This window comes from Meridianimarinicoccus aquatilis, from assembly GCF_004358675.1.
In the GTDB taxonomy this organism is placed as follows: domain Bacteria; phylum Pseudomonadota; class Alphaproteobacteria; order Rhodobacterales; family Rhodobacteraceae; genus Meridianimarinicoccus; species Meridianimarinicoccus aquatilis.
In genome coordinates, this window is the sequence record NZ_SMZO01000075.1 from 1 (window position 1) to 13,684 (window position 13,684).

Sequence of the window (13,684 nt, forward strand, 5' to 3'; positions counted from 1 at the left end):
CACCCGCTGCGCGATGTGGAGGCTGCGCGTGCGGCCATAACCTGTCGGCAGCGCTTCTTCCCGGCGTGCTACGGCAGTGAGTTTATCTCCCGCGACCTCGATCTCTGGGCCTATGCGAACGACGTCACGCTCGACTTCTCACGGCCCGGAAAACCCACCGACAACGGCTTCATCGAGGCGTTCAACAGTAAGCTAAGGGCCGAATGTCTGAACGCACACTGGTTCATGAGCCTTGCAGATGCCCAAGAAAAGCTGGAGGATTGGCGTAGACACTACTCCGAGGACAGACCTCACAGCGCGATTGGATACAACGCCCCGATCGCCATGCACTATCCCGATGGCGTCACCAGCCCGTCATTGTGAGACAGCCGGAAAAATCCAGCTTCCGGCGGTCCAAGCTTGGGGAGCAGTGCACAGACCCGCAAACTGTCGTTATGAACGAGGGAGCAGCGGGGGGGCAGGTCAAGCAGATAGCAGTCATCTCCAGCGCGCGGTTTCGGAGTTTAGCTTACAAATACTGGAAGCCACCCGACGCTCTTGGCATTTCTTGACCTGTACGATCCGCGGCGGTTTCTTCAGCTATTCAAATAAGTCGAGTTCCTCATCTATCGCCGCCAGCGTTGAGATGCGTTGACTGACAGCGTCGGGGTTGCGGCCCAGATAGGCTACGGCAATCAACCGTAAGACGGAGAGCATCGTCGCATGCGTAGGAAGCGCGCCGTAGCTGGCAACGTGGCACGGAAGAACGACCTCGGAGAACCGCTCGGCCTGTGGGGCATAAGCGTGATCAGTCAGCGTAATTATCCGCATCCGTGTGGTCCGCGCATGGGCAAGCAAAGGGCGCAACACCTTTGGGCGCGGCTCAAAAGTCAAGAGGACCAACACGTCACGGGGACCTGTCATCGACAACTCATTTGCCCAGGTCTGGCCCTGTCCCTGCAACTCATGAACACCGTGTCGTAGCCGCGCAAAAAGCGACCGACCCAACCGGGCCAGCCCCTGTTCATCGCCGAAGCCGACGAACCAGACACGCGGAGCCTCCTCCATTATGTGCGCGACATCCGGAAGCAGATCCGAACGCAACTCCTCAAAGGTGCGCGTCAGATTTCGCAACTCCAACTCAAGGTGATCGGAGATGGTTCGCCCAAAGGTCGCAGGCTCGGGAATCGTTTCCACGTCTGAATAAGGTTCCCGCCGATTGCGCTCTTCGCGGGCCTGTAACCTGACCTCTTCAAAGTCGGCATATCCCAAACTGCGGAAAAAACGGGCAGTTGTCGCCTTGGACACTCCGGCTTTCGCCGCGAGTTCCGTTGCCGTATGGGTTTCGACAAGGCTCTGGTTTTGCAGCAAAACCTGCGCAATCTTCCTTTCGCTCGACGTCAGGCGCGTAGAACGCTCCTGAATTCTGAGGATCAGTCTTGAGGCCATAAGACACGAATTCTCTTGACGTTTGGAACGCTTGTTTCATGGTGGTGAAACAATGAAACGAGCGAAATGAGCAAAATGTCGACCTCCAAAACCATCCGCGAAAAGATATGGACTAAACTAAAGGACGTGGCGAGGCCAGACACCCGGTTTCACATGAACTTTGCCGAAGTCATCCCCGATTTTGAAGGCTCGGAAGCCGCAACCGACCGCGTCGTCCAGAGCGAGGCTTACCAGAACAGCGGCTTTGCCTTTATCACACCTGACAATTGCCTTGCCGATCTACGGCGCCGGATGATCGAGGATGGCAAGCCCTTCGTCATGTCCACCTATGGGATATACCGTGGCTTTCTCTACCTTGACCCAACCACGGTGCCCGAAGGAGCGGCTCTCTATGCCTCCTGGCTTGATGGTATGGAGCATTTCGGCGTCCCGATCACGCTTGAAGAAATCGCGCAGAAAGGGCGGTTTGACTATCTGGTGACTGGGGCATCGGCGGTATCGGTCAACGGTGTCCGTTTTGGAAAAGGCCACGGCTTCTTTGATCTCGAATGGGGCATGTTCACTGATCTTGGCCTTGTAGGTGAACATACGCCAGTTCATGCCGTCGTCCATGATGTGCAGCTTGTCGAAGAGCAATTGCAGCCCTCTGAGACCGATATTCTGGTTGATACCATCCTGACGCCGAACAAAACGCATGTGGTCGAACGCCGGGCCAAGCGGCCGCGTGGTGTGAAATGGCCATTGCTCGAACCCAAACAGATTTCTGAAACCCCGCCCTTGCAAGAGCTTCAGCGCCTTCAAGGCCTCGCCTGATCACCCAAACAAAGGAGACCCTTCTCATGACACTCAGACTGAACCGCCGCCGTTTCCTTGGTACAGCCGCTGCAAGCGCTGCAGCGACCTCCCTGCCGCTTCGGGCCAGTGCAGCCACACCTTTCACCATGCAGGCGGCCTGGATCAATGACGCCGAATTCGCAGGCTACTTCATTGGCATCGACGAAGGCTACTATGCCGAAGAAGGGTTGGACCTGACCTATCTGTCCGGCGGCCCCGACGTGATCCCCGAAAGCACCATCATTGCAGGCCGCGCCGATCTGGCGCTGACCACGCCCGACACCACGATCAAGGCGATTGCCGAGCAGGGAGCGCCTTTCAAGATCATCGGCGCGCAATATCAGAAGAACCCGATTGGCATCGTGTCGCTTGTGTCGAACCCAATCAACGAACCCAAGGATCTGATCGGCAAGACGCTGGCAGTGCCACCGGTCAACGTGATTTCGGTAAACGCAATGTTGGCGCTGAACGGGATCGACCCATCGCAGGTCAATATCGTACCTTACGCCTATGACCCGACGCCACTCATTCAGGGCGAGATTGACGCCAGCCTCGATTTCACCACCAACGTTCCCTACACGATCAATCAACAGGGTGTCGAAGCAACATCGTTCCTGCTCTACGATTTCGGCTTCACGATATACAATGATACCGTCGTTGTGACAGAGGAAACGCTTGCCACCAAGCGTGCCGAACTGGTGTCGTGGCTGCGCGCTTCGCGCAAGGGTTGGGACGAGAATTTCAAGGATCCAAACATCTGGCCGCCGAAATGGGCTGATACGTGGTTCGCGGGTACGGGCCGGACCATCGAAAACGAGATCTTTTTCAACAATGCCCAGCAGCCGCTGATGGAAAGCCCCGCAGGTTATATGGCGATGACCGAAGAGGGTATCGACGCCAACCTGCGTGCGTTGTCCGAAGTGGGCATCAACGGCACGCGCGACATGTTCGACACCACCCTGCTTGAGGAGATTTGATGTCGGCTCCGGACGGGATTTCCCTTTCCGGGGTCTGCAAGACCTTTACGGGGCGGGGCAAGACTGTCGAAGCACTGCGCGACGTGACCCTGTCCTGCCCCAAGGGATCCTTTACCGCGATCATCGGCCCGTCTGGCTGTGGCAAGTCGACAGTCATGCGCATCGCGCTTGGCCTTGAGGCGGCGGATGCCGGTGAGGTGCAGATCGCAGGCACCGTCCCGATCCAGGCGGCAAAAGCCGGCAAGACAGGCGTGGCATTTCAGGATGCCGCGCTGCTGCCGTGGCGCAGTGTGCGGCGCAACATTGAGGTGCCTCTTGAGGTCTTGGGGCGGTCCGCTGCCACCGAGACGGCCCATATCCAGAACATGATCGACCTTGTTGGTCTGAAGGGCTACGAAAACGCGCTGCCCGGTGAGTTGTCCGGCGGTATGCGCCAACGAGTCGCCATAGCTCGGGCGCTGGTAACGCATCCTCAAATCCTGTTCATGGATGAACCTTTTGGCGCCCTCGACCAGATTTTGCGCCGCCAGATGAACCTTGAATTACAACGCATCTGGACGGAAACCGGGTCAACGGCACTATTGGTGACACACGGTATCGACGAAGCGGTGTTTCTCGCGGACCGGGTGGTGGTGATGCATGCCAACCCGGGGCGGATCGCGGATGTCATCGACATCGGATTCGACCGCCCGCGGGCACCTGCCTTGTTTTCCGACCCCGCATTCCACAAGGTCTGCGACCATATTGCGGAGGTGCTGCATGGCGGTTGAGAACTCCGGGCGATGGCGCGGGCTTCGCACGGCACTGGTCTTGCTGGCGATCTGGGAAATCGTCGGGCGGCTTGATTTGGTGGCGGGCGGCGCTTTGCCCGGCATATCAGAAATCCTGATCCGGCTCTGGGTCGACTGGGGCGACTACCCCCGCCATATCTGGGCGACGCTCTATGCCTCGACAATCGGGTTCGTCATCGGCAATGCGCTTGGCATTGGCGCAGGGGTGATCTTTGCCTTGTCTCCGACGGCGCTACGCCTGTTTCGCGGAGTGAACATCGCGGCTTTCGCGTTGCCACCCATTGCCATCGCGCCCATCCTGGTTTTAACGCTGTCCGGCATGGCGCCGCGCATCGCGCTTGCCGCGCTTGGTGTGTATTTCGTAACTATGACCGCGACCGTGATCGGCCTCAGCCAGGCCGACAGCCGGGCCACGGACGTTATCCGTGCCTATGGCGGCACCCGCTGGGACATCCTGCGCCGCGTGCAGTTTCGAGGCGCGCTGCCCTCGATTCTTGCGGGCCTCCGGATCGCTGCACCCAATGCGGTGCTGGGGGCCATCCTCGCCGAGTTCGGAGGCGGCGGCCGTTGGGGACTGGGCGCCTATCTTCTGGGCTCGCTGGGGCGTGGAGAGCCGGATCGACTCTGGGGCATCGGTTTGGTTGCCACCCTGATCGCTGGGCTGTCCTATGGTGTCTTTGCTCTGCTTGCCAGCAGGACCATCGGTGCCACGCGCGCGGTCACGTTGAACACCGCAGTGCCAGACGCCGCGCCTGTGACAAGCGCGCCGATCAATCGCATTGCCATAACACTGGGCACCATTGCGCTCCCATTTCTTGTCTGGTGGGCCTTTATCAAGCTGACCGGAGTTCCTGGCTTGATCTCCAAAACACCATTGGGTGTTGTCGACTACCTGTTCTTTGCGCCGACTGCCGAAAGCGCCCAGAACCGCCTGTTGGCCGCTTTGGCCGAAACCCTGCCGATTACTTTTGTGGGGATGGCCGCTGGGTTGGGCTTTGCCTTCCTGCTGGCGATCTCATCACGGCTGTTCCCCCGCGCTATCGAAGCCTTCATGCCCGTGGCGCTGGTGACGCAAACCATGCCGTTGGTGGCGCTGACGCCGCTGCTGGTTCTCATTCTCGGGCGGGGCACGTCACTGACGCTTTGGGTGACGATCTCGGTGACGTTTTTCCCGGCCTTTGTGACTTTGGCACAGGGCCTTGCCCTGGTTCCGCGCAGCGCAGAGGACCTGCCACGCGCTTATGGTGCGGGACGCTGGACCGAGATGCGTATGGTCACAATCCCGGCTTCGCTGCCTTACCTGTTTGCGGCGACACGACTGACCGTGCCCCGTGCGCTGCTGGGTGTGATGATCGCAGAGTGGCTGGCGACCGGTAAGGGCCTCGGCAATCTGCTCAATCAATCGCGCGGGTTTCTCGACTACGGCATGATCTGGACGGTGGCTGCCGTGTCAGTCCTGCTCTCGGTCATCTTTTATCAGGCCGTCGTCATTGTGGAACGGCGCGTCTTGCGGCGGCTTGGTATGGCTACAGCGGAGTGAGCCAATGAGCGATCTGGAAACCCGAATTGCGCAGGGCCGCGGAGATGCCCCCGCCGATCTGGTACTGCGGGGTGGGATGGTCTGGGATCTGGTGACCGACACGATGATCAAAGGAGATGTGGCCATCTGCGGCGACACCATTGTCGGGATAGGCGCGGACTATGACGCAGCGGCCGTCATCGATGTGACCGGCCAAACGTTGGTGCCCGGCTTCATCGACACGCATTTGCACATCGAGTCCTCGCTGGTAACCCCGTATGAATTTGACCGCTGCGTGGCGCCTCTGGGTGTGACCACCGCAATTTGCGACCCGCATGAGATCGCCAATGTGATCGGCCTCGACGGCATTCGCTACTTTCAGGAGGCCAGCCAGCACACGCTGATGGATATCCGCGTCCAGCTATCCTCTTGCGTGCCGTCGACCGACATGGAAACCGCAGGTGCGAGGATCGAGGCTGCAGACCTTGCTGCGCTGATGGGGCACGCTTCTGGCATCGGGCTGGCAGAGTTCATGAACTACCCCGGCGTGATCAACCGCGACCCGGCCGCCATGGCCAAGCTGCGCCTGTTCGAGGGCGGCCATATCGACGGCCATTGCCCGCTTTTGTCGGGGCGCGACCTGAACGCCTATGCGGCGGCCGGCATCCGCACCGAGCACGAAGCGACAACCGCAGAAGAAGCGTTGGAAAAGCTGCAAAAGGGACTGCGTGTCCTGATCCGCGAAGGCTCGGTCTCCAAGGATCTGCACGCCCTGCAACCGCTGCTCACCCACACCACCGCGCCCTATATGTGCCTGTGCACCGATGACCGCAATCCGCTGGACATTGGCGAAGAGGGGCACCTGAACTTCATGATCGCGGAGCTGATCCGCCTTGGCACCCCACCGCTGGCCGCATATCGCGCCGCGTCCCTGTCAGGAGCTGAGGCATTTGGCCTGAAGGACCGCGGCCAGATCGCGCCGGGGCGACGGGCGGATATCGTCGTATTGTCGGACATTGAGACTTGCGCGGTGGAACTGGTGTTTGCCGGAGGCACACAAGTGACAGACACCGCCTTTGCCGCGCGCCAGACGATCCCGCCAGTAGGCCTACACTCGGTCAAAGCGCCGCTATTGCGACCTGAAAGCTATCGCGCCACGGCCAACCGGCAAGAGACCGATGTGATCGGGATCGTCGAAGGCAAGATCATCACCGAGCATTTGCACGAAATCGTGCCGATTCAAGATGGTGACAAACACCCAGACCCGGCCCGCGATCTGGCGCGCATCGCGGTGGTGGAACGGCATGGCAAGAACGGCAATATCGCCACCGGCTTTGTCAAAGGCTTTGGTCTGAAGGTGGGAGCCATCGCCTCAACCGTCTGCCATGACCATCACAACATCGCCTGTGTCGGAGTGGACTACGCGGATATGGCGCTGGCCGCTAACCGGCTGTCCGAGATCGAGGGCGGCTTTGTCGTCGCCCGCGATGGCAGGGTGCTGGCCGAACTCGCCTTGCCCGTGGCCGGTTTGATGAGCCTTGACCCGTTTGAGAAAGTCCATCGTGATCTTGAGAAGCTTCGCAGTGCCGCCTTTTCGCTGGGGGTGACGCTGAACGAACCGTTCCTGCAACTAGCCTTTCTGGCCCTGCCGGTGATCCCGGTACTGAAAATTACGGACCGGGGCATGGTCGATGTGATGAAGTTTGAACTGCTCAGCTAGTCTGCTAAGCAATATCCGGTGGTGCTGCGTTTTGCGGGGCACTACCCACATCACCTCGCGGGGTACGAGGGCGATCTCGGGGCGTTTTTTGGCGGAGCCGAAAACATCCGTGAGGTGGCATTTGGCGAGCGTGCCAAGGAATGGCTGCGCACCAATTTTGGTGACGACGTTATCCACGCGCGCGCTGATCGGGATGAGGCGGCGTATCACATCCACGCGGTCATCATGCCGCGCGCGACGGTGAAGATTGCGAAACCCAATGCCAAAATCAAAGTGGTGACCGCGACCCGCCACCTGATTGAGGGCAATCGTCGTCACCGGTGGTCAACCCGACTTCCATGCTCGGGATGTGATCGGGGGTGGGGCGGCGTCTTGATAGCAGCACTTTGGCTTTTGGCTGTGGAACTTCGGCATTATGTTCAGAAAAATCCAACGGAATGTTACCGCTGGTACGTTCTATCACCACTACCCACCAAGAATTTACCAAGCGGAGTCATCATGAAACCCCTATCCATCGTATACGGCGTCGTTGTCTTGTCAGTTTGCGCATCGGTTGCAACCATGGCACTGGCTGACAACGTCGAAGTCTATGCCACCGACAAGCTTGACAGTATCCAGAACGGATACTGCATTGATATCGCGGGTGGCCAAGCCAGTCAGGCTGACCCTGCCGACGGCCTTCAGGGGCACACCTGCTACAGCCCGCTCGGCGAAGTCTTCGTGGATCAGGCGTTTGACAGCGAACAGTTCGCCAAAGGCGTGTTCTATATGCCCGAGTTTGACGTTTGCATGCAGGCCAGCAGCCTTGAAGCCGATGCTGCGTTGGAGCTTGCGACGTGCAACGGGGCAGAGGGCCAGAGTTTCGTCTTCGCGGGTGAAGGTGCTATCACGCCGTCCGCTGCACCTGATCTTTGCGTGACCCTTGGGGATGAAACCCGTTTTGGTCGCAGTGAAACGAACCAGATCAAGGCCCTGTCTCTTGCGGCTTGCTCAGCCGATGCTTCGGCGTCGCAGACCTGGGCCTATCGCACCGCCGAATAAATGCGTTCGAGGGGGCGTTTTGCCGCCCCCTCCTGAGCGCGAGAGAGGGTACCGCCATTTGGCTGGGTAAAGTCCCGGCACATTGCAGCGCACTCCTGGGGTGCCCCAATGTTAGTATTCACCCGTAATTACACGGCCTTTCACCGGGTTTTATACCGGAAGTGAAGGGAAGTCCGGCGGCTATTCCGACCCGTTCGGCGATGGGGCCAGACGCCGGACGGGTCGAAGTGGCGGCGGTTGCGTTGCCACCAACTGTGAATTGAAGACTTCTTCAAACGCCGTTCAACGGGAAATAAACCCGCGATTTCGGCTTCCAACTCTTCATAGGTCAGGCGATCAATTCGCGCCAAAACGAAAGAGCGTAATTCCGGGTCGGTGTCCAGTTTTGCGGCGCGCCCCGATTTATGCAACCGGCGATGCTCTGAAATTGGCTTTTCTGAAATTGGCAGACTGTCAATTAATTCGGATTGCGCGATTTCCTGTAATTGAATTAGCGCCGCATGGGCTTTTAAAATATCGGCCTGCGCCTGTTTCAGTCCTGCTTGAGCCGCGTTCAGCGTGCCGGTGGCGGGGTGGATCAGGTTTGCAATATCGGCTTTCATGCGGTGCCCTTTTCAGTTGGTGCGAACGGCAGCGCGGGAACCGGACAAGGAAAATGCCCGCGCCGCCGCCGCGTCCGCCGGGTGGTGAATTCCAAAACCCACCCGGCGAATTCGGTCAGTCGGCCAGTTTGGCCGGATCAACGCCCATGTGTTTGAAGATTTCAGCTTCATCACCCTGCGCGGGTGCCCCGGACGTGCGATGCGATCCGGCATTGGCACCGTGGGTCTGCATTTGTGACAGGTGCGCATAGGGTGGCACGGAACACGTCAAAAACTCTTCGAAGCGTTCGGGGTCTTGAGTGCACAAAGCGATTGCCCATCCGCGCATGCCCGGCGTGATGTAGCCTTGGCTCGTCGCGTCATCGACAGTCTTGCGGGCTTTGTCTTCGCTCATTGCCATGACACGCTCCTTGCCCGCAGCAAGCAGCTCCTTGACCGCTTCAATCGGGACATAGTGCGCCGGATCAGGTTTGGCTTTGGTCTGAATGGCCGTCACGATGTCTTCGCTACTGGCTTCGGAATGCAGCCCAAGCGCGGTGGCGATTTCGGCCAAGGCTTCGGTTGTGGCGTTTGGTGTGTCAGTCATCGGGCTTTCCTCGCTCGACAGGGATTTCAATTGTAGGTTGGGACGGTGAACAAGGCCCGCGCCGCCGATGCGCATGACTGTCCCATCGGGCCGCGACCAAAGCACCGGCGAAAGGAAACGATATTCCCTGTCCGCGATCATGCGTGCAGCACGCGGCGTCCATTCAACGCGCCCCCAAATGCCATCGGAGCGCGCCTGAAGTTCCTTGATCCAACCGGCAGCAGGCACTGAGGCCGCTTCTTTGACGCGCGGCAGGTCCATTTCGTGCTCGTAGTCTATCGGCAATTCACGACCGCCGGTCAACGACTGGCGAACAATCGCTTTCGGGTCGTGCACCGTGAAGCTGCGCCCGTCGCGCCCCGTCACCCGACCAAGCGGAACCAATTGCACCCAGTCCGGTGCCGCAGGCCGGGGTGCGGTCATGTCGTGCCCGCGACACAAGACGCGGATTAAGTGTTCGCCGGTCATGTGCGCCGCCTCACGCCAAGTGCGGCGTGACGATTACGTCAGCCGTACCTGCCCAGACGTTCGATGCGCCGGCCGCATCGAACTGCGCCAGCGCAACTTGCCGTGCCGGTTCTTCCAGCGTCGGTGGCACGACCAGAACATTCGGCTTGAGGCCCAGCACCCGGCCCTGATCCCCGCGCAATTCCATCATGGCCGCGCGCGCAGCCTTGTAGTTCGCGGCGTTCAGCGGCCCCTTGCACATGAACGCCATGTGCCAAAGTCCAAACCCGGCATTGACGCGGGCGCGCACGCCGTAGTGATAGATGTCGGTCATAAACACGCCGGTGTCGTCGTGGTTGCTCACCATCCGGAACTCGTGGCCTTCGCGTTCCTGCCAGATCATTGGCTTGATCGGTCGTGACGTGTCGAAAAGATACCAAGGTGTATCCGTTCCGGCAGGAAGAAGGATATTTGAAACGGTGGTGGCACTGCCGTCTGCATCCACGGACGGGTGGTCGGTATCAAAGAAGTTCTGCCCATCATAGCAAAGCGTGCTGTCACCATCTTTCAGCAGTGAGAACACCATCTCGTCAGGGTGCACCTTGGCTTGATGCCCCATTTCCGAGAACATGGGTTTGAACACGCCATAGCGATCATCGGCGTAGTCTTCGCGTTTGATCGAAACGGTGGTTTCGAACTTGCGGTTGGTGATCGAAAAGCCATGGGCCTTGATGTCTTTCGCAACCCGGTCGCCGATCCACTCGCGCAATTGCGGGAACTGACCGAGCCAGCCATATGCTTCCTCGCGGGTCGAACTGGGCACCGTCATGGCGATCCGTTGGGACTGTGTTTCGCCAGCCGCAAACGCATCGTTGAAAGTCGTCTTCCAGCCGCGAAAAGCGGTGTCGAGATTTGAAGAGTTGATAATCATTGCCGGTTTTCCTTGGTCGGAACAAGATCAGGCGACGGCAAAAGGCCACGCCGGGTGAAGTCGGTTTTTCGGTAGCTTACGGTGCGGGCTGTGCAGCCAACGGCGCGCGCAACTTCGGACAATGACTGCCCGGCGCGCAGTAGATGCAGCATTCGCCAGCGAAGGACGGTTCGGTCATTGACCAGCGCGCGCGGAACCCGCCAAGCGCCATATCCAATATCGCGACGCAGCCAGTTTAGAACCGTTGCGAAAGGCGACTTTTCGTCAGGCGCAGATTTTGGAATATTGAGTTCAACCCCGCCCCAACGCAGCAGGAACGCGACCAGTACGGAATGGCCGCAATCGGCTTCCATTCGCCCTATCATAGGCGCAATGTGAACGCCCATTTTCAGGCATTCATCAAAGGTCGGGTATTCGGGGTTGCGTGCGGGTGTGTCAGCCATGCTTGCAGCATGGCATGCCCCTGAAAGCCTTCCGGCCCCGAACGTTTTCGGGGGTGGTGTGCCGTTCTGTCAATTTGCGATCAGAACGGCACTGCGTTCGCCGGGTCGGGAACCCCGGGCGGTCACTCAAAGACCGGCTGACCGTCTTGCTCGAACGCAGGGCCGAAATACGCCGCACGGGGCTGATTTGCAAGCTTCCGCCTCGACGGGCGGAGCGCACGCCGCGGGCTTCGCCGTTAAATACCTATTAAACGGGTCAGGAAGGCCAAGTTACCTTTTTATGTACCAAGGTGGCCCGGTCGTAAGGGATGGCATTCTGTGGGCCGCTGAGTGCCGCACGCAAAAAAGGGCGGCACTCAGCGCGCACCGCCCCTTTACTTGCTCGAGACAGTCTCAGGCCGCGACGCGGGTCTTCATCGCCTTAAGCGCCGTGATTGCCTTCTGCCCTTGTTCCTTTTTCAGGAAACGCAGGCTCGACACCTTGAAGCAGCGCAACAGCCATTTGTTTAGCGAGTTTTCCTGCCCCCGCCCGTGTATTCGTGCCATAGCTCGCGGATAAGCTGAACCTGGGCCGAACTGGCGAAGCCGGGCCGGTCGCCATAGACTGCGCCACTATTTTGCCCCCTCGGTTTTGATCAACGGTATGGCAAAGCCGATGACTTCGCCGCCCAGCTTGATCACATCGGCGAAGGCCAGTTGCCTTGCCTCATGACCCGTCAGTCCATCCACGCTGATACGCGGCAACAGCGTCGTTGTGTCCATCTTCAAAAGGTCCACAAGGAAAAGCCCGCGAATGTCGTCGGGGCGCGGGGCGCGCAAGGTCAGCGTTTCCAAATCGCCGCCGTTCCGCCTGATCGGGCAGCTAAGAATGATAGTTCGAGTCTGCATCACTTACTCCCTTTCGGTGCCAGCTTCATATCGACAATCGCGGCTTTCAGGTGCGACAGGTCCGGCTTGCCATCCCCCGCGAAAAGCTGTGCCAGCCGCGCGACATTCTCGACATTGCGCAGCCCACCGCGCAACGCGGCGATAACTTCCAGCACGCGCGCCGCCGCCGGATCGGTGAAGCCTTCGGCCACCGCCATCGCCTGCACATCGCCCGGCGTGACGCGCGGGATGTAGACGGGGCGGCGCATCCGGCTTTGCAGTTGCGGCATGGTCGCCTCGGTGTTGGGCAGGCTCAGGTCACCGCACAAAACAACGGGAAAGCCGCCGGTTTTGGCCATGCCGCGCACCCATTCCAGCGCTTCACCGGTCCTGCCCGTGCGGCGGTTCTTCTGGTCGAGATACTGCGCTTCATCGACGATCAGCAGGCAATCCGGCCCGAGTGCCTGGGCAAAGCGCATCCGGGCTTCCTGCACCGTGTGAAAGTCCGGCGCGCCATACCCGAACTGTGCCGCGATGCTGTGCGCGAAGTTCCAGGGCGTGCCTTCGCCCCGCACCGCCTGAATGTAGATGCAGCCCGCGCCATTCTGCGCCGCATAGTGCTTGAGCGCTTCGGATTTCCCGACGCCGGGCGCGCCGGCGATCATCGTCATGGCCGCGCCGCCGAACTGGCGCACCAGGGACAGCGAACGCAGGATATCGCGCGCCGTGTCTGTCATAACGAACCCGCGCACGCGCGGCGGGCTGTCTGTCTTGGCAAGTCTCAGATGTTCTGCCATTATGGCCTCCGTTGAGAGAGAGGGTTTCGACCCTCGATTGAGGCGCGGGGAGCGTGCCACCGTTCCCCGTGCCGTTTACCCGCCTGAACCGGTCTTTCCGGCAAGGGCGCGATCCATGTTCCGCAAGAATTCTTCGGGCACCGAATTCATTCGGGGGCCATCGTCGGGCGCTCTGTCCCGCGTCGGCCCGCCGAACCGGCCACCGACCACCTTTGCCGGGGCCACGGGTGCCACCGGGGCTAGCTCCGGCAGATCGGCAAGGGCTTCGGCAAAGTCGATATCGGCCATGTAATCGTTGCTGGCCTGTGCCTTGGCCGCGTCCTTCGCGGCGGCTTGGCGGTTGCGCGCCGCGCGCCGGGCACCTTCCGCGTTGCGATAGGCCCCGCGCACCACGTGTTCGATCCCTTCGCAGATCAGATGGCCATCTTCATCAAAGGCAATCGCAGCGGCGGTGAAGTCTTCCGGGTCGCGCCCCAGCAACACCCTTTGGCCTGCGCCATGATAGGGCAACAACGCGGCCTGTGTGTCCGGACCGCCATAGACCCAGCCGTCAACTTTCATCTGCCCGGCGCGGTCCACCGCAACCGGCGCATAGACCAGCCCGGCAAGCCACAGTTGCCGCTTTGTCGCGCGCCGTTGAATACGGGCTTCAAGCCCCTGTTCAAAGACCTGTTGATAGGACCGTCCCCGCGCGCCCTGAC

Annotated in this window: 16 protein-coding genes; 7 read left to right on the forward strand and 9 right to left on the reverse strand. The window is 60.0% G+C overall.

Annotated features, from left to right (window positions below; genetic code table 11):
* On the forward strand, nt 1-363 hold a 363-nt coding region (locus E2L05_RS18655; protein WP_243722058.1), incomplete at its 5' end, for an integrase core domain-containing protein.
* 216 nt (nt 364-579) lie between these two features.
* Here the strand turns inward: E2L05_RS18655 and E2L05_RS18660 are convergent.
* A complete protein-coding gene (locus tag E2L05_RS18660) occupies nt 580-1,428 on the reverse strand; it encodes a MurR/RpiR family transcriptional regulator (RefSeq protein ID WP_133344382.1) in 849 nt (282 codons plus the stop codon).
* A gap of 75 nt (nt 1,429-1,503) precedes the next feature.
* Here E2L05_RS18660 and E2L05_RS18665 point away from each other — a divergent pair, with 75 nt between their 5' ends.
* The 6 genes from E2L05_RS18665 to E2L05_RS18690 are packed head-to-tail and all read left to right on the forward strand — an operon-like array spanning nt 1,504 to nt 8,310.
* Nucleotides 1,504-2,241 (forward strand): 5-formyltetrahydrofolate cyclo-ligase, encoded by a 738-nt coding sequence (locus E2L05_RS18665; protein WP_133344406.1) that lies wholly within the window; start codon nt 1,504-1,506, stop codon nt 2,239-2,241.
* Nucleotides 2,242-2,267: 26 nt separating this feature from the next.
* Nucleotides 2,268-3,239, forward strand: a complete 972-nt coding sequence (locus E2L05_RS18670; protein ID WP_133344384.1) for an ABC transporter substrate-binding protein — start codon at nt 2,268-2,270, stop codon at nt 3,237-3,239.
* Nucleotides 3,239-4,009, forward strand: coding sequence for an ABC transporter ATP-binding protein (locus E2L05_RS18675; protein WP_133344386.1), 771 nt, complete (start codon nt 3,239-3,241; stop codon nt 4,007-4,009). Before E2L05_RS18670 ends, E2L05_RS18675 begins: the two co-directional genes overlap by 1 nt.
* A complete protein-coding gene (locus E2L05_RS18680) occupies nt 3,999-5,570 on the forward strand; it encodes an ABC transporter permease (protein WP_133344388.1) in 1,572 nt (523 codons plus the stop codon). Before E2L05_RS18675 ends, E2L05_RS18680 begins: the two co-directional genes overlap by 11 nt.
* A gap of 4 nt (nt 5,571-5,574) precedes the next feature.
* Nucleotides 5,575-7,269, forward strand: a complete 1,695-nt coding sequence (gene ade, locus E2L05_RS18685; protein WP_133344390.1) for an adenine deaminase — start codon at nt 5,575-5,577, stop codon at nt 7,267-7,269.
* A gap of 18 nt (nt 7,270-7,287) precedes the next feature.
* Nucleotides 7,288-8,310, forward strand: coding sequence for a ricin-type beta-trefoil lectin domain protein (locus tag E2L05_RS18690; protein WP_133344392.1), 1,023 nt, complete (start codon nt 7,288-7,290; stop codon nt 8,308-8,310).
* A 140-nt stretch (nt 8,311-8,450) separates the two neighbouring features.
* On the opposite strand, the gene E2L05_RS18695 is transcribed toward E2L05_RS18690, so the two are convergent.
* From E2L05_RS18695 to E2L05_RS20875, 8 genes are all read right to left on the reverse strand, one after another.
* The gene (locus E2L05_RS18695; RefSeq protein WP_133344394.1) at nt 8,451-8,912 is read right to left on the reverse strand and encodes a hypothetical protein; all 462 of its coding nucleotides are present in this window, start codon (nt 8,910-8,912) and stop codon (nt 8,451-8,453) included.
* A 115-nt stretch (nt 8,913-9,027) separates the two neighbouring features.
* Nucleotides 9,028-9,966 carry a phage protease gene (locus tag E2L05_RS18700; RefSeq protein WP_133344396.1) on the reverse strand — a complete coding sequence of 313 codons (939 nt, stop codon included), beginning with the start codon at nt 9,964-9,966 and terminating at the stop codon, nt 9,028-9,030.
* Between the two features lie 10 nt (nt 9,967-9,976).
* On the reverse strand, nt 9,977-10,876 hold the full coding sequence (locus E2L05_RS18705) for a Mu-like prophage major head subunit gpT family protein (RefSeq protein ID WP_133344398.1): 900 nt from the start codon (nt 10,874-10,876) through the stop codon (nt 9,977-9,979).
* The gene (locus E2L05_RS18710; RefSeq protein ID WP_133344400.1) at nt 10,873-11,319 is read right to left on the reverse strand and encodes a helix-turn-helix domain-containing protein; all 447 of its coding nucleotides are present in this window, start codon (nt 11,317-11,319) and stop codon (nt 10,873-10,875) included. Before E2L05_RS18710 ends, E2L05_RS18705 begins: the two co-directional genes overlap by 4 nt.
* 393 nt (nt 11,320-11,712) lie before the next feature.
* Nucleotides 11,713-11,865 (reverse strand): phage protein GemA/Gp16 family protein, encoded by a 153-nt coding sequence (locus tag E2L05_RS21360; protein ID WP_243722059.1) that lies wholly within the window; start codon nt 11,863-11,865, stop codon nt 11,713-11,715.
* Nucleotides 11,866-11,931: 66 nt separating this feature from the next.
* Complete coding sequence (locus E2L05_RS18720; RefSeq protein ID WP_133344402.1) at nt 11,932-12,207, reverse strand: phage tail assembly protein; 276 nt, start codon at nt 12,205-12,207, stop codon at nt 11,932-11,934.
* Nucleotides 12,207-12,923, reverse strand: coding sequence for an AAA family ATPase (locus E2L05_RS18725; protein ID WP_165971813.1), 717 nt, complete (start codon nt 12,921-12,923; stop codon nt 12,207-12,209). Before E2L05_RS18725 ends, E2L05_RS18720 begins: the two co-directional genes overlap by 1 nt.
* 135 nt (nt 12,924-13,058) lie before the next feature.
* Nucleotides 13,059-13,684: hypothetical protein (locus E2L05_RS20875; protein ID WP_165971814.1), on the reverse strand; the 626-nt coding region annotated here is incomplete at its 5' end.

Bases quoted from the DNA above. Each gene is read 5' to 3' on its own strand.
- E2L05_RS18660 (WP_133344382.1), bottom strand. From the start codon at position 1,428: ATGGCCTCAAGACTGATCCTCAGAATTCAGGAGCGTTCTACGCGCCTG.
- E2L05_RS18680 (WP_133344388.1), top strand. From the start codon at position 3,999: ATGGCGGTTGAGAACTCCGGGCGATGGCGCGGGCTTCGCACGGCACTG.
- E2L05_RS18720 (WP_133344402.1), bottom strand. From the start codon at position 12,207: ATGCAGACTCGAACTATCATTCTTAGCTGCCCGATCAGGCGGAACGGC.
- E2L05_RS18710 (WP_133344400.1), bottom strand. From the start codon at position 11,319: ATGGCTGACACACCCGCACGCAACCCCGAATACCCGACCTTTGATGAA.
- E2L05_RS18700 (WP_133344396.1), bottom strand. From the start codon at position 9,966: ATGACCGGCGAACACTTAATCCGCGTCTTGTGTCGCGGGCACGACATG.
- E2L05_RS18670 (WP_133344384.1), top strand. From the start codon at position 2,268: ATGACACTCAGACTGAACCGCCGCCGTTTCCTTGGTACAGCCGCTGCA.
- E2L05_RS18725 (WP_165971813.1), bottom strand. From the start codon at position 12,923: ATGACAGACACGGCGCGCGATATCCTGCGTTCGCTGTCCCTGGTGCGC.
- E2L05_RS18705 (WP_133344398.1), bottom strand. From the start codon at position 10,876: ATGATTATCAACTCTTCAAATCTCGACACCGCTTTTCGCGGCTGGAAG.
- E2L05_RS18695 (WP_133344394.1), bottom strand. From the start codon at position 8,912: ATGAAAGCCGATATTGCAAACCTGATCCACCCCGCCACCGGCACGCTG.
- ade (WP_133344390.1), top strand. From the start codon at position 5,575: ATGAGCGATCTGGAAACCCGAATTGCGCAGGGCCGCGGAGATGCCCCC.
- E2L05_RS21360 (WP_243722059.1), bottom strand. From the start codon at position 11,865: ATGGCACGAATACACGGGCGGGGGCAGGAAAACTCGCTAAACAAATGG.
- E2L05_RS18675 (WP_133344386.1), top strand. From the start codon at position 3,239: ATGTCGGCTCCGGACGGGATTTCCCTTTCCGGGGTCTGCAAGACCTTT.
- E2L05_RS18665 (WP_133344406.1), top strand. From the start codon at position 1,504: ATGTCGACCTCCAAAACCATCCGCGAAAAGATATGGACTAAACTAAAG.